Here is a 17,204-nt window from a genome sequence, read left to right as displayed (position 1 = left end):
CTAGTACCCGCCGTTCTGGATCGAGCGCAGCGGGTTGTCGCTGGGCATGTCGCCAGGCGGCATCACGAGCATCGGCGGCGGCGCGGGCGCGGCAGGCGCGGGCGGAGGCGGAGGCGCGCCCTGCACAGCGGGCGCGGCGTAAGCATTCGATGGTGCTGCGTATGCGCTCGATGGCGCGGCGTAAGCGTTGGATGGCGCACCGCCGTTGTTCTCGCTGCCCGCCGGCGCCTCGCCCGCGCCCTGCTCGGCAGGCGCCGCGGCTCCGTTGGCGGGCGGCGCGGCACCGCCCGCCGGCGGCGGGGGCGGCGGGGGCAAGGTCGAATAGCGCCCGCCGTAAGGCTGCGGTGGCGGCGTCGTACGCGGCTGCACGGGCGCTTGGCCAAACGCGCTGGCGGGCGGCGAAGTCCCCGGCCGGTTCTGCGTGCTGCTGTGCGGCGTGGCGGCCGCACCTCCTGTCGTGCCTCCACCCACGCTGCCCGGCTTGCGGATCACGGGACTCGGCGCGGGCGGCTCCAGTTCCGCGACGACGGGATCGAGCCGCAACTGGTCCGCGTGCACGTTGACGTCGGTGCCCGACCACACTTCCTGCGTATCCGCATCGGCGGCTGTCTGCGGACGCACGATATGCGGCGTGATCTGCAGCACGATCTCGGTTTTGATGTGATCGGCGTTGTGATTGGAGAACAACCGCCCGAGCACGGGCAACTGGCCGAGGCCGGGCACCTTGTCGGCCGTCTCGCGGTCCTGATCGGAAATCAGCCCGCCGAGAATCTGCGTTTCGCCGTCGCGCAGGCGCAGGCTCGTCGACGCATTGCGCGTGCCGATCTGATACGCGAGCGTCGTCAGCCCGGCCTGCGAGCTGTCGCTCTGAATGACCTTCGTGATGTTGCTCACTTCGAGGTTCAGCTTGATGCCGACATCGCCGTCCCGATAGACCTGCGGCTCGACTTCGAGCTTGATGCCGACATCGAGGTACTGGACCATCTGCGTGTACGACGGTCCGCTCGTGCTCGGCGTGCTCGAACTGGAGATCACGGGCACCTTGTCGCCGATCAGGATGCGCGCCTTTTCCTTGTTGCGCGCGCGGATGCGCGGACTGGCGAGCAGGTTCGCGTCGGTATCGCTGAGCTTGAAGTTGGCCGTCGCCGACAGCCCGCTCACGTTCAGCGCGTTGATGGGCAAATGATGCAGCTCGCCCCATGTGTTAGCCGTCGCCGGCGTCGCCATCGTGAACGTATTCGGCCATTCAATGCCGAGGTCGGTCATGCGGTCGTGCGAGACTTCGAGCACCTGCACTTCCATCATTACCTCTGGCTCGGGGATGTCCTGCGCGGCGATCATCTCCTCGGCCACGCGTATCGTATCGGGCGTGCCGCGTATCGTGACGGTGTTCGCGCGTTCGTCGACGACGACTTCCTTGAGCTTGAGCAGACTCTTGAGCAAGCCCTGAATCTGCTTGGCATCGACGTTCGACAGCTGGAACGTGCGCACCTTCAGCTCCTGATATTCGAGTTCTTTCGCGGGTGTCGCCGGATAGATGAAGAGCGTATTCGCGTTCAACTGTTTCTTGTCGAGCTGGCTCTGCATCAGGATCATGTCGACGGTGTCCTGCAGCGTCGCGTTGGTCACGAAGATCGTCGTCTTCAGGTCGGCGCGCACGTCGCGATCGAAAATCACATTGAGGCCCGTCGTTTTCGACAGCGCTTCGAACACCATGCGCACGTTCGCATCGCGGAACTGCAGCGTGACGGGCGTACGCATGATCGACGACGCGGCGATCTTCTCCTCCTTCAACGCGCGCTGCTGGTTGCGCTTGTCCTGAATCTCCTTGAGCATCTGCTGCGCCATCGGATTGGTCGGATTCTGCGCGAGCACGCGATGCACGCGCTGTTCCGCGAGCGCGTACGAGCCGCGCTGCATCATCCGGTCGGCTTCCTGCAACGCGGTGAGATCGCGCCGGTCGCGGTCGACGGCGGCGCCGATCTTGCGGCCGCGTTCGCTCGTCGGATCGATCTGATAAGCCTGGCCGAGCTTCTGTGCAGCGAGGTCGTACTGATAGCTCGCGCGGTACGCTTCCGCGTCGTCGAGCAGCGCATTCACACGCCCGTCGCGGTCGTGCAGATAGTCGATCTGCAATTGCGCGTTGGTGGGATCGTTCTGGCGCGTCGCGGGCGGCGTCACGCAGCCACCGAGCGCCAGCACGGCCAGCGCGATGCACGCGGCCTGCCGCTTCACGTGAGGCACGCCTCGCGAACGGCGCGCAGGGGACGCTGGGTCGGGCGGATAGCGCGTCGGCGAGCCGCTGTCCCCGTTGCGGCTCTCATCGCGGCTGCGTGCGGCTGTCATTGTTTTCCTTCCCCTGGTATGGAGATCACCTGCTTCTGATTCAGCGGCAGATAGGTCAGCACGATATCGCCGTCGGAAATCGACTCGACGCGATACTGTCCATCGACGATTTCGCCCTGCGACACGATCAGCAACTGGTCGCCGCTGCTCAGGAATACGCGCGGCTTGAGCGTCGATCCATCCAGCTTGCCGAGGTATACAAAAGGCACGGGCGGTGCAGTCGGCGGCGGAGGAGGCTCGGGCGGCGCCTGCACCACGCGTGGCGGCGGCGGCAGCCACGACGATGCGGCAAACGGGTTGTTGCGCGATTCGAGCGACATGGGCTTGCGCAATGCCGCGAGTTTTTCGCTCGACGTATCCGCTGCATGCGATGCGGATGGCGCGACCGTGCTTGCAGCGTTCGTCGTTTTCCCCGGCGCTTTCGTCCAGCGCTCTTTCGCCGCATCTCGCGCAGACGCAGGCGGCAGCGTTGCTCGATGACGCGCGGGATTCACGGCCGCCATCGCCGCCGAACCCTGCGACGCCCGCCACTCCTTCACCGAAAGCGCGATCGTTGCGATCAGGCACAGTCCGAGCACGCCGCGGCGAACGAAGTTCGGGTTCATGGCCGCGCCGTCCCGTAGACGAGTTCGAACCGGACGCGCGCATCGAGCACACTGCCGTCGACAGCGGGCCGCTCGACGTGTATCTCGCGCAAGGCCGCGTTCGGCAGGTTGTTCAGCACCGATGCGAGAAAACGCCGGATCGCGCCGTACTGATCCTTGACGGGCAGCAGCATCTGATAGCGGACATACCGTCCGCCCGAGTCGGCGACGACGAGATATTCGGCGGAACCGACGGTCAGATTGTTTTCGCCGGCACGCGCGAGTATCGCGGCAATGTCGTCCGCGCTATGGGCGAAGCGCGGAAAGAGCTCGGGCAAGGTCTCCAGCATCGCTGCATCGGCGGACGCGCGCGCATCGCCGGCAACGTCGGCTTTCTTCGCGGCTCGCGCCGGGCTCACTTCGTTCGACAGATCGCGCGTGCCCGCTTGCATGCGCATCGCGCCATTCGCGACGATGGCCGCCGCGCACAGCAACACGACGCCCGCGAGTCCCGGCACGCCGAAGCGGCGCACCAGCTCGAAGCGCAACGTAAGAAGGCGCTCGCGCACGGAGTCGGCGTTCATGAGCGGCTCGTTCATGATCGACTCCATACGGCAGTGATCTGAAACCGGACCGGCGTGCCCGGAACGTTGGCTTCGATCTCGTGATCGTTGAGGACGGCCTCGCGCAGCAGCTTGCTCGATTGCAGGTAGCGCAGGTACGCGATCATCGCGTCGAAGTTTTTCGCTTCCGCCGTGATGCGTATCTGGCTTTGCACGGGATTGTGGTCGATGCCGATCAGCGCGACGTCGTGGTCCGGATAGTCTTCGAGGATCGACAGCAGGTCCTGCCACGGTACGGTCAGTTCGCGCAACACGGCGAGGCTCTGCTTTTCCGCATGCATCGCGGCGGCGGTGGGCTGCGCCCTCACGGGATGCGTCTTCGCGAACAGCCGGTGCCGCGCTTCTTCGAAACGCTCCTGGACGCGATCGTTATCGTCGTAAGCCCGCCACAGCAGCACGCCGCTCACGAGCAGCAGCACGACGGCTGCGCCCAGCACGACGAGCCCTGCTGGCGCGAGGCGCGGCCGATTGCGAGCGAAGTCGATGTGAAGCGGCTCGCTCATTGCGCGTACTCCAGCAGACGGCACGCGAAGCTTGGGCGTGTCCTGTCGCCTGCTTCGTTGCCCGTCTCATTGCCTGTATCGGCGGCGCATGACGCAAGCATGGTCACGCTCGCAAAGCCTGCTTGAAGCGACGCGTGATCGACATCGAAGCCGTACAGGCCGAGCGCGCAATCCTGGCGTTTCGTCTTCGAACCTTCCGCGCAGCGCTCGAACGCCTGCACAGCGAGCGCGGCGATCCGCTCGGAATCATCTGCGTCGCCATCGAAGAGACGCTGCACGTCGTAGCCGACCCAATGTCCCGCTTCGATCAGCACGGCCTGCATCAGCGCGTCGGCTGCGAAGACGAGCATCGCGTTCGCTTGAGGGACGCAGTTCAGCGTGCGATTGAGCATTTCCGGCAGGCACAGTTTCAGCGCCTCGATATCGACGCCCGCCGCCGTACCCGTCTCGCGGATGCCGTCGACCAGCGTACGCGGCAACGCGCTCGCGAACAGCGCGCGGCCGCCGCGCTGCACGCAGGCGCGCACGACGATCGCTTCGGCATCCACGCCATACGTATCGACGAAATGCGCGCGCGCGATCTCGTCGATCTCGCGCGTACGCAGCGTGCGGAAGTCGCCGCGCAATATCGCGTGATTGCCCCAGAAATCGTCGAGTACGATGTGCGCGCGACGGTTTCGCGAAGGCGCCTGCTTTGCGGGCGGCGCGCCATCATCGGATATCGGCGCGAGTGCGGCGCGCAACGCGTCGAATACGCCGCTCTCGGTGTAGCGCTGTGCGTCGGACATCAGCACGCTGCGCGGTGAACTCGTTAGCGCCGTCTTGTGAAAGCGTCCCCAACGCAACGAACGCGACGCGCGCGGACTCACGGCAATCTCGCGCGTGCCGATGCCGACGTTGACGCTGCCGCCGCGCGAATCATTCGACCATCGTGACACGGTTGATCTCCTCGAGCGTCGTCTCGCCTTTCTGCACGAGCTTCACGGCCGCGCCCCGCAGCGTCTTCATGCCCTGGCGAAATGCGGCTGCCTTGATCTGCGTGAGCGGCGCGCGCTCCGAGAGCAGCTGGCGAAGTTCGTCGTCCATGCGCAGCGCCTCCGCGACGGCACGGCGTCCGCGATAGCCGCTGCCACGGCACGCGGCGCATCCCGCGCCGCGCCGGAACAGATAGCCGCCCGCCGAATCGGGATCGATGCCCGAACGCGCGAGCGTGTCGGCATCGACGGTATCCTCGGTCACGCAATCGGGACAGCACTGCCGCAACAGCCGCTGCGCGATCACACCGTTGAGCGCAGACACGAAGCTATACGGATCGACGTCCATGTTCGTGAAGCGACCGATCACGTCGAACACGTTGTTCGCGTGCACGGTCGTGAAGACCTGGTGGCCCGTCAACGCCGCCTGCACGGCGATCTGCGCGGTCTCGGGATCGCGGATTTCACCGACCATGATCTTGTCGGGGTCGTGCCGCAGAATCGAGCGAAGGCCGCGCGCAAAGGTCAGCCCTTTCGCCTCGTTGACGGGAATCTGCAGGATGTCGCCCAACTGGTATTCGACGGGGTCTTCGATGGTCACGATTTTTTCGAGGCCGTCGTTGATCTCCGTGAGGATCGCGTAGAGCGTCGTGGTCTTGCCGCTGCCCGTCGGTCCCGTCACGAGCAGCATGCCGTAAGGCATCGCGGCGACGGTGCGCATGAAGCGCGTGTCGTCCTGCTGAAATCCCAGTGCTTCGAGCGTGAGCCCACCCGATGCCTGCGAAAGCTGATAGCGGTCCAGAATGCGCAGCACCGCGTCCTCGCCGAACTGGTTCGGCATGATCGACACGCGGAAGTCGATTTCGCGGCCTGCGTAGACGGCCTTGAAGCGCCCGTCCTGCGGCACGCGCCGCTCGGCGATATCGAGTTCGGAGATGACCTTCACGCGCGACAGCACCTGATCCGCGACGTCTCTCCCTTCGACGCGCCCGACCACCGTCAGCACGCCATCGACGCGGCACTTGATCATCAGCCCGTTGGCGCGGCATTCGAGGTGAATGTCGCTCGCCATCATCTTCAGCGCGTCGTAGATCGTCGAGTTGAGCAGGCGCACGACGGCGCTGTCGTCGCTGCTGATGCCTTGCAGCGTCAGCGCGAGCGACGCGGGATCGGCGGCATGCGGGCTCGCCTGGTCGAGCGCGAGCGAGTCCATCGCGCGCACGTCTTTCTCGCGCACCGCGAGCCACGCGGTGATATCGCCGACGCTTGCGAGCGCCCATCGATAAGGCACCGTGGGCCGCGCGCGCATGCGCTGCTCGATGCTGCCGCGCGTGCGCCGGTCGAGCGGATCGGCGATCACGAACAGCAGGCCCCGCGCTGTTTCCGAATCGCCTGCTTCGCAATCGCGAAAGCAGATGCAAAGACGCGTCGTCGCCTCGACGAACGGCATGATGTCGAAGTCCGGCTGCATGCCGTTCAGCGTTTGCATCGCGATGGGCTGCATGTGACATTGCGCGGCGAGTCGCGCGAGCACTTCGTCCGGGCTCGCCGATGTTTGCGACAGCAGGTCTTCGAGCGCGCGCAGTCCGGAGCCATGCCGTTCGGCGAGCACGCGCAGCGCGTCGCGCAGATCGACGCTGCCTGTGCCGTCGATGCCGTTCGCGATGCTCGCCGTGTCCATGACGCCCTCGCCTGCTATTGAACGCTCGACGCGATTTCGAAGATCGGCATGTACATCAGCACGACGATGCCGCCGATCACGACGCCGATGAAGATCATCATCGCGGGCTCGATCAGCCGCGAGATCAGATCGATTGCACGCGCAACCTGTGCTTCCTGAAACGCGGCGATGCGGTCGAGCACGGGACCGAGGCCGCCCGTTTTCTCCGCGACGGTCAGCAGCCGATACGTGATCGCGTCGGCCAGCGACGCCTGCTGGAACGCGTCGGAAATCTTCGCGCCGTTGCGCACCTGGTCGAGCGCGCGGCCGAGCGCCGCCTGATCGGAACGGCCGACCAGTCCTCTCGCCAGATCGAAAGCACGCACGGCGGGAATGCCGCCGTCGACGAGCATCGCCGTCGTACGAAAGAACTGCGACTGGCGAAACACGCGGAAGTACTGGCCGATGCCCGGCAACGCGAGCATGCGATCGGCGATCCAGTCGCGCGTGGACGGACGGCGCAGGATGATGCCGCCCGCGATCGTCAGTACGGCGAGCGCGATCGCAAGCGTCTTGTCATGCGCGTGAACCAGGCTGCCCCACGCGATCAGCAGCTGCGAAAGAAGCGGTAGCTCGCGTCCGCTATGTTCGAGCAGCGTCGCGAAGCGCGGGACGACGAAGCCCAGCAGAAAGAGCACGACGACGGCGCCCACCACCAGCAGCACCGTCGGATAGATCGCCGCCGATACCACGCGCGCGCGCAGCTCGTGCAGCATCGCGCTGTTGCGCGAATAACGCGTGAGACTGTCCGCGAGACCGCCCGTCTGTTCGCTCGCCTTCACGCACGCGACGAGCACGGCGGGAAACACGTCGCTCGCCTGTTCGAGCGCCGCCGACAACGACTGCCCTTCTTCGAGACGCCGCAGCAATCCGCGATACACGCCCGCTGAGCTTTCGCGCCGCTCGTTGCTCGCGAGCGTGCGCAACGCATCGACGACACCCACGCCCGCCGACAGCAGCGCCGCGAGTTCGCGCGCGAAGAGTTCGACGTTGAACTTGCCGCGCACGAGCGCCGGCGCACGCACGCGCAGCTGCACTCCGCTGCGCTCGCCGCACACCGACACGACTCTCAATCCTCGTGCGCGCGCGAGCGCTGCCGCAGCCGCCGTCGAATCGCTTTCGACGCGCACTGTCTGCACCGTCCCGCTCGTATCGAAGACCCGCAGCACGTACTTCACGTCGCTTCTCCTCGCATCGCGTTGCTCAAGCGTGCTCAAGCGCCCTTCACCAGGAAATCACGTCCGAGTTCTCACCCGCGCCTCCCGGCTGGCCGTCCTTGCCATACGAATACAGGTCGTAGTCGCCGTGCTCGCCGGGCGCGCGGTACTGGTAGGGACGGTCCCACGGGTCGGGCGGCACGGCCTTCTGCAGATAGGGGCCGCTCCAGTGCGGCGCGTCCTGCGGTTTAGCCATCAGCGCCTGCAAGCCTTCTTCCGTGGTCGGATAGGCGCCGACGTCGAGCCGGTATTGATCGAGCGCCTTGCCGAGCGATTCGATCTGCGCGCGCGCGATCTTCGTGTTCGACTTGCCGACCTGCTCGAAATAACGCGGCGCGACGAGGCCCGCCAGAAGACCGATGATGACCATGACCACGAGAAGTTCGAGCAGCGTGAAGCCGGCCTCGCGCCCGGCCTGTGGGGCCGGTGCGGCCTGTGCGGCTCGTGTCGCGTTTCGTGCATGCGCAGCGCCAGCTTTGCCGCATGGGGACATGAACCGGATGTCGCTCACGTTGTTGTCCTCCCTATGACTGCCGCGCTTCGCGCGGCCAGGACGCCTGAATGCATTCTTGTTCACGTCCGCACGCACGCTAAGTAGGGAGACTCGTGCAAACGGATGGGTAAAGACCCTCCAGTTCCGGGCTGCTCAGATGAAGTAGTTCAACCCATTGCCCGCTTCCTCGGGCAGCGCGAGCACGCCGAGTTCGAACGCCACGCGCACGAGTCCCGTCGCATTCGATACGCCGAGCTTGCGCATCAGACTCGCGCGATGTTTCTCGATGGTCTTGGGGCTCAGGCGCAGCTGCTCGCCCACTTCGCGATTGGTGCAGCCCTCCGCGACGAGGCGCAGCACGGTGCGCTCGCGAGACGTCAGCGCGCTCCAGGTCTGCGCGTGCTGCACGTTCGACGCGAGGCCGCGCGGCTCGCCGTGCCGCGCGCCGTATTCGTCCAGGGTCGCGTTGGGCAGGCCGAGCATGACGACGCGCATCGCCTCGACGAGCTCGTCGAACGATGTGTCCTTGAGTACGTAGCCGTCGACGCCCGCTGCCAGCGCTTCGCGCACGTGCATGTCGCTCGCGTGAATGGTCAGCGCGATGATCCGTATCTGCGGCGCCTTCCCCTTGATCTGCGCGATCGCTTCGACGCCGCTCCTGCTGGGCATCGACAGATCCATCAGGATCAGATCGGGGAGCAGCGACAGCGCGAGACTGCACGCCTCGACGCCGTCCCTCGCCTCGCCTGCGACGCTGTATTGCGGCAGCGCGCGAACCATCGAGCACAGTCCGCCGCGCAGCAGCGGCTGGTCTTCGGCAATCAGCACACGGTGGATCTTCTCCACGTTGCACCTCCGCACGGCGGGTTCACGATCCGTTGCTGCCAATCACCTCGTGATATGCGCTCAACAGCTCGTCGGGTGTCGCAAGGCCGTCGAGCCGCAGCCACGGCTTGCCCGGCGCGGCGCGGAAAAATGCAACGGCCGTGTGGTTCATCTTGTCGCCGCGATAGACGTTGAATGCGCGCTGCGCCGCGATGCTCGCTTCGACCGTGCCCGTGTAGTACTGCCATTGCGGACCCGCGCCGAAGCGCTCCGCGTACGCCTTCAGCCGCGCGGGCGTGTCCTCTTCGGGATCGATGGAGATCGACACGATATGGACCTTGTCGCGCTCGCTGCCCAGTTCTTCCTGCAATTGCTCGAGGGTCTGGCTGATCATCGGGCAGATCGTCGTGCATGACGTGTAGATGAAAGTCAGCACGACGGGGCGGCCGTCGTTCAGTTCGTCGACGAGCGACACGGCCTTGCCGTCGTCGCGTACGAGCGTGACGGGCGGCAACGTGTAGTCGGCCGTCGTGCGCGTCGTGCCCGGCGCCATGTCGTGATGATGCGCGTGCATCTCGTGGCCGCCCGTCATCGAATGAAGCTTGTCATTCGACTGTTCGTCGTGCATGGGCATCGCGTCGGCGGGTGCCGTCGTGTCGTGCGCGGCGGGCATCGGCATGTCGTCCATCGGCATGTCGGCGGGCATCGCGTGCGCGTGAGGGGCCGCGGCTTCTTCCATCGTCGTGTCCTGCGCTTTCATGCCCGCCGACGCGGCCTCCTTCATCACCCGCTCTTTTGCCGTCATGCCTTCCATCGCGGCATTCTTCGATGCACTGTCCTGCATCGTGTCAGCGTGCGTGTTCGCGACGGCATCGGTAATCGCATCATCGGCTTTGGCCTCGTCCATGTTCATCGAGGCGTCGTGATGTTGTGCCTCCATCTGCGCATCGGCGGCGGGCGTCTGTTGCGCGTCGGCGCTCACCGCGGCCTGCGCGGCCAGTCCCGCGCCCGTCAGCACGAGCGCACCGATTACGAGCTTGTGGGTGTTCATCGCAACCTCCTCTTCATCAGGCAACGGGCTGCGAACCAGGGCCCGGCGCGCAATTCGCCCTTGCTGGTTCAGTCTCGTCAATCGGGTTGGGAGCGTCATTGGATGAAGCTACCCAAAGTGCGGTAGGAGACTTCCACCTACGGGATGACCCGCCGTATGAGGCACGGTATTCCCCGTACGTATCGCAGCACGTGACCCGTTGCGGCGCGTGCGGCTCGCAGCCTACAATCCCCGAGCGGCTTGAAAGTTTTTCGGGTCAACCAGCCGGGAGCGCCCATGCATGCCACTACGCCGCCTGAACCGCCCGTAAGGCTGCGCGATCTGATCGACGCGATGCGCAAGCTGGGCAAAGCCATGCGCGACACGGAGCCGAAAGCGGCCCACGTCAGCGACGCGCGCGGTGCGGCGCTCGCCGTGACGACATCGGGCGGCGCCATCGTCAGCATGAATCGCAGCGCCGCGGCGCTGCTCGGCTACACGGGCGCCGAACTCGCCGGCAAGCGCCTCGCCGATATCGCGCACGAAGACGACCGCGCGGACGTCGAACGGCAGCTATACGCCTTCGATGCAAACGAGCCCTGCCGCTCGTCCCGCACATTCCGCTCGTTCGACGTGACGCTCGCGGGCCGAACCGGCCATCGAATGCCCTTGCATGTGTATCAGCAGACGTTTGCCTCGGGCGATGCGGACGCGCCTCTGCGTCTCCTGCTGTTCGTCGAGCCGCTGCCCGCGTATGGCGAAACGACGCCGCCTGAAGCGGCACAGAAAGACGCATACAGCCGGTCGATCTGGCTCACGCGAGGCCAGCAGCGCGAACGCGAACGCCTTGCCGCCGAGCTTCACGACGGCATGGGCCAGGCGCTGACGCTGATCAAGCTGATGGTCGAAGATGCGCGCATGCGTCTGCGACGCGGCCAGGCCGACGATGCCGCGCAACTACTCGATGCAGCCGTGCTGCAGATACGCGACACGATCGGCGAAATGCGGCAGATATGCGGGGAATTGCGGCCGCTCGCGCTGGAGCGCCTGGGGCTGCCCGCAGCGCTGAGCACACTTTGCCGGCGCGTCGAGCAAAGCGTCGAGACATTGCGCGTCGTGCTGTCGTGCGGCGTCGAGGATAGTGAAATCCCCGAGCATCTGAAGGCAGACATCTTTCGCATCGTCCAGGAAGCGCTCAATAACATCGTCAAGCATGCCGCCGCTTCGGAGATCCGCATCGAATTGCAGCGCGACGCCGCGCATCTGCTTCTGTCGATACGTGACGACGGCGCCGGCTACCACACACATCCGCTTCGCCCCGACGACGCAAGTTCGAACGGGCTTGGCCTGATCGGCATGCAGCATCGCGTGGAAGCGCAAGGCGGCGCATTCACAATGAGCGCAGGCGATGACGGCGGCACCGAAGTGTCCGCGCGCTGGCGTCTTTAGCGTTACGTTTTCAGTTGCTTCTGCAAGCGTTGCCCGCGGCGTTGCCCGACGCGCAGCAGCGCCGGCAGCGCTAGCCCGTCGCCGTGCCGCTCATGCGCGGCATCTCGCCGTTTTGCGCATCGTCCGGTTCCGGCTCGGCCTGCGCGCCGGCAACGGGCAGTCGATACAGTTTGTCGTCCGTTTCCGGCTCCGCACATTTCGATGCGAGCGACGTCAGCAGTCCCATGCTGATCGCCGCGAGCACCAGTTCCGTGACGTTTTCGATGCCGAGCTTATGCATCACGCTCGCGCGATACTTCTCGATCGTCTTCGGACTCAGATTCAAATACTGGCCCACCTGCCGGTTGGTCCGTCCTTCCGCAATCAGCTTCAACACGCTGCGCTCGCGTGCCGTCAGCAGGTCCCACGCTTTCTTCGGCGACGCAATCTCACGCCCCGTCACGAACGAGTCGACCATGAAGCCATAGACGTCGGCGCTCAAATGCTTCTTGCCGTGCATCACGGTACGCATCGCGAAGAGCAATTCATCGAACGACACGTCCTTCAGCACATATCCGTCGACACCCGCGCGCAACGCTTCGCGCACGTACTCCTCGCTCTGATGCACCGTCAACGCGATGATGCGCACGAGCGGCGAACGCCGTTTGATGGCCGCCGTCGCATCGATGCCGTTCATGCCGCGCATCGACAGATCCATCAGGATCAGGTCGGGCGCAAGCGTCATGGCAAGCTGACACGCTTCCTTCCCGTCGCGCGCTTCGCCGATCACTTCGTATTCTCCCTGCGCCGATAGCATCGAACGCAGGCCGTTGCGCAGCAGGTCGTGATCCTCTGCGATGATTACCCGATGTTTGATATTCACGTTCGGCTCCTCGTTTCCGAAGTGTGCGGGCTATGAGCAGCGAGCACAAAATTCTTCTTCTCTCTATTGTTACTTTCGTGAGCATTACGCATATATTTCGCTTTACTAACAACGCACCCCGCAAACCCGGTCCAGCGCGCATCTGGCCCAGAAACGCAAGCTTCTTGCCAGCCTCGCGCGGCCTGTCCCGGTGTCAGGGTTGTTTAAGAAGCGTCAAATACCGGTAAAAATTGCATTCAAAAACGTTTCACTTCCGATTCGTTCCTTCCCGATTCACCGCTCCGTAATAATCGGCTAAAAGAGAGAATCGACGCTAAAACGCATGCGATTTGGCAGATTCCGCCCAAGCCGGTTCGAGTCGTCTGATTTGCTTTCCACGCTCGCCTCCACTCGCGATACGCGGGCAAGGCACGCCCTCAGCCAAATACGGCCCACCTGTAACGTTTCTGTACAGTGGGTGAAAGCCCTCCGCTTGCGCGTCCGAAAAAGGGGGACTCGCCCCATTGCTGCCCGCTGGACCGCACAACACAATCAGAGCACCAGCGGAGAACGATCATGCGCGGGCATGCAGCGACACGACCAGCTCACCCGGCGTCCGCGCCATCCGTCGTACTCGGGGTTGTGTTCTTCGCGCTCGCGCAGCCTGCGCACGCCGACATCTTCGGCAAGGTCGACAAAACGGGCGCCGTCGTGCTGACGGATACGCCGGGCAACGCGGGTATGTCGCTGATCGTCGCCACGCCTGCACCTGCGCGCCGCGCGAAAGAGCCAGGCGGCACTGCATCCGCTCGCGTCGACGGCGCACAGTTCGAAACCGTGATCGCTGAGGCCAGCGAGACCTTCCACGTACAGCCGGAGCTCTTGCGCGCCGTGATAGACGTGGAATCGCGCTACAACCCGCGCGCCGTTTCCGACAAAGGCGCGCTAGGCCTCATGCAGCTGATGCCCGATACCGCGCGCCGCTTCTCCGATGGCGACATGTTCAACCCGCGCGATAACGTGCTCGCGGGCGCACGTTATCTGCGCTTCCTGCTCGATCTGTTCAAGGACGACATGGAGCTGGCGCTCGCCGCGTACAACGCCGGAGAGAACGCGGTGATACGCGCCGGTTATCGGATTCCGTTGATTCCCGAAACACGCGCGTACGTACCGCGCGTGCTCGAAAAATACCGGCGGATGCTGCCCGCCAGCAGTTGAGCGCAATCCGTAACGGCGGCATGCAACGCGAGAAAGCTACGGCACGATCCAGTCGCTATCCGCGACGACGCGCAGCGGGTCGGCTTGCGCGAAGCGCACGATATACCCGCCCTTCGACGCGAAGCGCTGGCCCGGCGCGAGCGTCAGACGCGGATAGTAGCCGGTGAGAATGCGATGCTCGAGCATGTCGTCGATGCGTTCGACCAGGTAGTCCCGCACGAACGCATCGACCATATGGCTCAACGTTTCCGCGAGCAGCCCGCAGGCGAGATAGGTATCGGCCTGCACGCGTTCATCGACGATGGGAATGTGCCGTATCGCGAACCAGCCGAATGCATAGTCGACGCGCACACGCCGGCCTTGCGGCAGATCGACGGGATACGCGACACGCACGCGGTCTCGCCAGTGCGAAGGTAACGGCGCGCGGTCCAGCCCGCCCATCAGCCCGGACAGATACACGGCCGTCGAAGCAGGCGGCGCATCGCGGAGCGCAGCGATGTCGGGTGGCCTGAGCCATAGCACGAGCACGTCCGCGTGTGCCGCTCCGTGCAGCGCCGTCGTGACGCGCGCATTGGCAGGCAGCGGGCGATTCTCGACAGCAACGCCCTGTTTCCTGAGATCCGCCGCGAGTGCCTCGGCTGCTGCCTCGCCGCTGTCGCCCGCCCGATAGACCTGGACCACCGTCTTGACAGGGCGCCCGGATGCGGAGCCCGTCGGTTCGCGTATCCGCTTCGCGATCAGTTCTGCTTCGAGCAGCACGCCACGCGAGAAATACGTCGAATAGAAATCGTGCTCGGTTTCGACGGGCACTTCGACATTCGGAAACAGGCACGGCACCTGTTCGCGCTCGCAGAAGTCGTGAACGGGCCCCCAGTTTCTGCCGCCCAGACCCGACAGCACGGCGAACACCGGCTGCCGCACGAGATCCTCGTGCAACTGCGCCTGCCATGTGTCCGGCGGGCCATGCAGTTCCCACACATGCAGTTCCCAGCGTCGGTTGACCATGAACATCATCTTGCGCGACGAGCGCAATGCGGGTGTCGCGCCCAGCGGCGCCGCGTTCTTGTCGGCGAAATAGTGTTCGAGGACATCGAGCATTCCGCGCCGCTTCACAGGGTCGGCGTCGGGCGCGATGATCGTCGCGAAGTGCAGCACGGTATCCGTCACGCCGGGCGCTCTGCGCCTGTCGAGCGTCTTCAGGTAATCGATCAGCGCATGCATGTCCGCGTCGTTGAGCGCGAATTGCGGCATCAGATAACCGAGCGGCTTGCCTTCGGAATCGATGCCTTCGCGGATCGCGCGCGCGAGCGTCGCTTCCGTATAGGGCTCGCGGCTGGTGCGCATGCCGTCGATGAACGGTATCGTCAGTTCGTCCGGGCTCTGCGCGCGCGGATGAAACAGATACTGCGCGGCGATGGGCGGGATCGTCGTGTTGCCTTCCTTCGAGCCGAGCCCGCTGCGCCGATGGCAGTTCACGCACGCCGCCATCGCGCCTCGCATCGCGACTTGCCCCTGATGCGTCGCCTCGACGGGTTGGCCATCGCCTGCGACGCCGTCGCGAAAGATCGCCTCGCCGACGTCGATGGGTGGCGCGCTTCGGGCGTGATGCGCGCACATCAGCAAGCCCGCGGCGAGCGCGCCCGATAGCAGCAAACGCAGCACGCGTAGCGGCAACGCATCCGCCCTCGCGATGAGACCGCGCGCCATGGCTAAGGCACGGGACGCAGCGCCGGCATGCCGCTCACGCCCACGGCAACCGATGCGCGCCGCCCCGGCAACGCGGGTTTGATGAACATCGCGTCCTCGAGCGGCGGATTCACCGAGACTCGCTCTAGCACGAGCCTGTCCTTTTTTGCCGCGCCCGTCACGCCGCTTTCGATCACGAACGGCACCTGCAAACCATCCACTTCGCGAAAGTCGCGATACGTCACTTCGATCGTGACGGGCGTGCGCGACAGGGTCGGTGCTTCTCGATCGTATTTGATGTCGAGAAACGATGCGGCATCGACCCACACATGCCGATGCGCGCCCGAAGGCAAGGTCACGGCCAGCCGGTAAGCGTTCTTCCCTTCGACGGCATCCATGCCGTCGAGCGCCACGGCAATGCCCTTCGCCGTGTGATCGAGCAACGGCCCGTCGATGACCTGTTCGTCGCGCGCATAGCGGATTTCCGCTGGCGTATAAGGCTGCACATCCGGCGCGCCGCCCGACGACGGCCGTATCTTCCAGCCTTCCTTGCCGTCGAATATGCGCACGATCCGCTGGTTCATCGCCGTGATTTCAAAGCGTGTGCTGCTCGGCCGCCGCAACGCCAGCATGAACGGCGCGTTCGGATTCGGCGCATTGGCGCTTTCGACATGTCCCATCCAGATCATCGTGCGGACGTTGCGCCAGGCTTCGTCGCCGCCGCGCGCGGCCGCGTTCTTCGCGATGATCTCGTCGACCGTGAGCAACGGCTCGGCGGCGGGCATCTGCGCCCATGCGAGCGCGGACACACAGCCCGCCAGCAGCCATGACGTGAAGCGTTTCATGATCGTGCCCCCTCGAACGCGCGACGTCATCTGCCTGCTACCTTGGCAGGCGCCGACTGCGGCTGCGCGGGCAACTGCGGCTTCGCGAAGAGCGCGTCGTCGGCGGGCTGGTTCACGGTGACACGCTCGATCGTCATCTGATGCTTCTGCTTCACGCCCGTCACCTGCGTCTCCATCAGATGCGGCACCATCAGTCCGTTCTCGCGACGGTAGTCGCGGTAGTAGACGGCAACGGCATGCATGCGCCCATCGAGCTTGCGCGGATCGCCTTCGATCTTCAGTTCGAGATAGCTCGACGCGTCGATCCACACGTGCCGTTGCGCGTGATCTTTCGTCGTCAGCAGTAGCTTGTATGCACGGTGTCCTTCGATCGTGTCCATGCCTTGCAACGCAACCTGGCTGCCCTTCGCCGCATAGTCGATCAACGGGCCGTCGAGGTCAGCCGTCTCCGCCGCCGATTTCGCTTCGGCAGACGTATAAGGCTCGGCGACATTGCGGCCGAGGAACGGCCGCACCTTCCACCCCTGCGTGCCGTCGTAGACCTGAAACGCGATCTGGTTATCGAAGTTCAGCTCGAAGCGGCTCTTGTGAGGCCGCTTCATCGTCATGACGAACGGCAGCTTGACCGGCTTCTTGCCGCCGACGTCGATCTGTCCGCTCATCGTCATCGTGCTGACGGCGCGCCACGCCTGCAATCCGCCGCGCGCGGCCACGTTGCGCTCGACGACCTGCGCCGCGCTCATGCCGCCGCCACCCGCCGCCAGCGCAACGTGCGAGACGGCGCTCGCCGCTATCGCGCCCGTCGTGCAAACCGCCATCAGAATGCCCCGAATCATGTCGATCTCCTCAA

Annotated in this window: 16 protein-coding genes; 2 read left to right on the top strand and 14 right to left on the bottom strand. The window is 65.0% G+C overall.

Annotation, left to right across the window (positions count from 1 at the left end; translation table 11 throughout):
* The 10 genes from BMW76_RS34655 to BMW76_RS42905 form a co-directional block, all read right to left on the bottom strand.
* The gene (locus tag BMW76_RS34655; protein WP_090873339.1) at positions 1–2,346 is read right to left on the bottom strand and encodes a type IV pilus secretin PilQ; all 2,346 of its coding nucleotides are present in this window, start codon (positions 2,344–2,346) and stop codon (positions 1–3) included.
* Positions 2,343–2,951, bottom strand: a complete 609-nt coding sequence (locus BMW76_RS34650) for a hypothetical protein (protein ID WP_090873338.1) — start codon at positions 2,949–2,951, stop codon at positions 2,343–2,345. Before BMW76_RS34650 ends, BMW76_RS34655 begins: the two co-directional genes overlap by 4 nt.
* Positions 2,948–3,514 carry a hypothetical protein gene (locus tag BMW76_RS34645; protein ID WP_090873359.1) on the bottom strand — a complete coding sequence of 189 codons (567 nt, stop codon included), beginning with the start codon at positions 3,512–3,514 and terminating at the stop codon, positions 2,948–2,950. Before BMW76_RS34645 ends, BMW76_RS34650 begins: the two co-directional genes overlap by 4 nt.
* An 11-nt stretch (positions 3,515–3,525) precedes the next feature.
* Positions 3,526–4,056: a hypothetical protein gene (locus BMW76_RS34640; RefSeq protein WP_090873337.1), complete on the bottom strand. Its 531-nt coding sequence runs from the start codon at positions 4,054–4,056 to the stop codon at positions 3,526–3,528.
* Positions 4,053–4,994, bottom strand: coding sequence for a hypothetical protein (locus BMW76_RS34635; RefSeq protein ID WP_090873336.1), 942 nt, complete (start codon positions 4,992–4,994; stop codon positions 4,053–4,055). Before BMW76_RS34635 ends, BMW76_RS34640 begins: the two co-directional genes overlap by 4 nt.
* A complete protein-coding gene (locus tag BMW76_RS34630; protein WP_090873335.1) occupies positions 4,975–6,711 on the bottom strand; it encodes a GspE/PulE family protein in 1,737 nt (578 codons plus the stop codon). Before BMW76_RS34630 ends, BMW76_RS34635 begins: the two co-directional genes overlap by 20 nt.
* Before the next feature lie 14 nt (positions 6,712–6,725).
* Complete coding sequence (locus tag BMW76_RS34625) at positions 6,726–7,928, bottom strand: type II secretion system F family protein (protein ID WP_090873334.1); 1,203 nt, start codon at positions 7,926–7,928, stop codon at positions 6,726–6,728.
* A 46-nt stretch (positions 7,929–7,974) separates the two neighbouring features.
* On the bottom strand, positions 7,975–8,478 hold the full coding sequence (gene gspG, locus BMW76_RS34620; RefSeq protein WP_245763503.1) for a type II secretion system major pseudopilin GspG: 504 nt from the start codon (positions 8,476–8,478) through the stop codon (positions 7,975–7,977).
* Between the two features lie 135 nt (positions 8,479–8,613).
* Positions 8,614–9,306 (bottom strand): response regulator, encoded by a 693-nt coding sequence (locus BMW76_RS34615; RefSeq protein ID WP_090873333.1) that lies wholly within the window; start codon positions 9,304–9,306, stop codon positions 8,614–8,616.
* 22 nt (positions 9,307–9,328) lie between these two features.
* A complete protein-coding gene (locus BMW76_RS42905) occupies positions 9,329–10,336 on the bottom strand; it encodes an SCO family protein (RefSeq protein ID WP_090873332.1) in 1,008 nt (335 codons plus the stop codon).
* Positions 10,337–10,612: 276 nt separating this feature from the next.
* Between BMW76_RS42905 and BMW76_RS34605 the strand changes: the two genes are divergently transcribed.
* Positions 10,613–11,764 carry a sensor histidine kinase gene (locus tag BMW76_RS34605; protein WP_090873331.1) on the top strand — a complete coding sequence of 384 codons (1,152 nt, stop codon included), beginning with the start codon at positions 10,613–10,615 and terminating at the stop codon, positions 11,762–11,764.
* Positions 11,765–11,834: 70 nt separating this feature from the next.
* On the opposite strand, the gene BMW76_RS34600 is transcribed toward BMW76_RS34605, so the two are convergent.
* Positions 11,835–12,626 carry a response regulator gene (locus BMW76_RS34600; RefSeq protein WP_090873330.1) on the bottom strand — a complete coding sequence of 264 codons (792 nt, stop codon included), beginning with the start codon at positions 12,624–12,626 and terminating at the stop codon, positions 11,835–11,837.
* A gap of 555 nt (positions 12,627–13,181) precedes the next feature.
* Here BMW76_RS34600 and BMW76_RS34595 point away from each other — a divergent pair.
* Positions 13,182–13,823 carry a lytic transglycosylase domain-containing protein gene (locus tag BMW76_RS34595; protein WP_090873329.1) on the top strand — a complete coding sequence of 214 codons (642 nt, stop codon included), beginning with the start codon at positions 13,182–13,184 and terminating at the stop codon, positions 13,821–13,823.
* A gap of 36 nt (positions 13,824–13,859) precedes the next feature.
* Here BMW76_RS34595 and BMW76_RS34590 read toward each other — a convergent pair whose 3' ends face one another.
* From BMW76_RS34590 to BMW76_RS34580, 3 genes are read right to left on the bottom strand one after another with little or no spacing between them, the layout of a single operon-like run.
* Entirely contained in the window at positions 13,860–15,530 is a 1,671-nt protein-coding gene (locus BMW76_RS34590; RefSeq protein WP_090873328.1) for a c-type cytochrome, read from the bottom strand.
* A gap of 2 nt (positions 15,531–15,532) precedes the next feature.
* Entirely contained in the window at positions 15,533–16,354 is an 822-nt protein-coding gene (locus BMW76_RS34585) for a LolA-like protein (RefSeq protein ID WP_090873357.1), read from the bottom strand.
* Positions 16,355–16,380: 26 nt separating this feature from the next.
* Entirely contained in the window at positions 16,381–17,190 is an 810-nt protein-coding gene (locus BMW76_RS34580; RefSeq protein WP_090873327.1) for a LolA-like protein, read from the bottom strand.
* Positions 17,191–17,204 lie beyond the last annotated feature (14 nt).

The sequence above is a fragment of the Paraburkholderia diazotrophica genome (assembly GCF_900108945.1).
GTDB lineage: Bacteria > Pseudomonadota > Gammaproteobacteria > Burkholderiales > Burkholderiaceae > Paraburkholderia > Paraburkholderia diazotrophica.
The sequence above is the reverse complement of the archived record's forward strand: the minus strand, read 5'-3'. Positions and strand labels throughout refer to the sequence as shown.

Excerpts from the sequence above, each read along its gene's own strand:
- BMW76_RS34585 (WP_090873357.1), bottom strand. The coding sequence starts at position 16,354 with ATGAAACGCTTCACGTCATGGCTGCTGGCGGGCTGTGTGTCCGCGCTC.
- BMW76_RS34655 (WP_090873339.1), bottom strand. The coding sequence starts at position 2,346 with ATGACAGCCGCACGCAGCCGCGATGAGAGCCGCAACGGGGACAGCGGC.
- BMW76_RS34640 (WP_090873337.1), bottom strand. The coding sequence starts at position 4,056 with ATGAGCGAGCCGCTTCACATCGACTTCGCTCGCAATCGGCCGCGCCTC.
- BMW76_RS42905 (WP_090873332.1), bottom strand. The coding sequence starts at position 10,336 with ATGAACACCCACAAGCTCGTAATCGGTGCGCTCGTGCTGACGGGCGCG.
- BMW76_RS34595 (WP_090873329.1), top strand. The coding sequence starts at position 13,182 with ATGCGCGGGCATGCAGCGACACGACCAGCTCACCCGGCGTCCGCGCCA.
- BMW76_RS34645 (WP_090873359.1), bottom strand. The coding sequence starts at position 3,514 with ATGAACGCCGACTCCGTGCGCGAGCGCCTTCTTACGTTGCGCTTCGAG.
- BMW76_RS34650 (WP_090873338.1), bottom strand. The coding sequence starts at position 2,951 with ATGAACCCGAACTTCGTTCGCCGCGGCGTGCTCGGACTGTGCCTGATC.
- BMW76_RS34605 (WP_090873331.1), top strand. The coding sequence starts at position 10,613 with ATGCATGCCACTACGCCGCCTGAACCGCCCGTAAGGCTGCGCGATCTG.
- BMW76_RS34630 (WP_090873335.1), bottom strand. The coding sequence starts at position 6,711 with ATGGACACGGCGAGCATCGCGAACGGCATCGACGGCACAGGCAGCGTC.
- BMW76_RS34580 (WP_090873327.1), bottom strand. The coding sequence starts at position 17,190 with ATGATTCGGGGCATTCTGATGGCGGTTTGCACGACGGGCGCGATAGCG.
- BMW76_RS34590 (WP_090873328.1), bottom strand. The coding sequence starts at position 15,530 with ATGGCGCGCGGTCTCATCGCGAGGGCGGATGCGTTGCCGCTACGCGTG.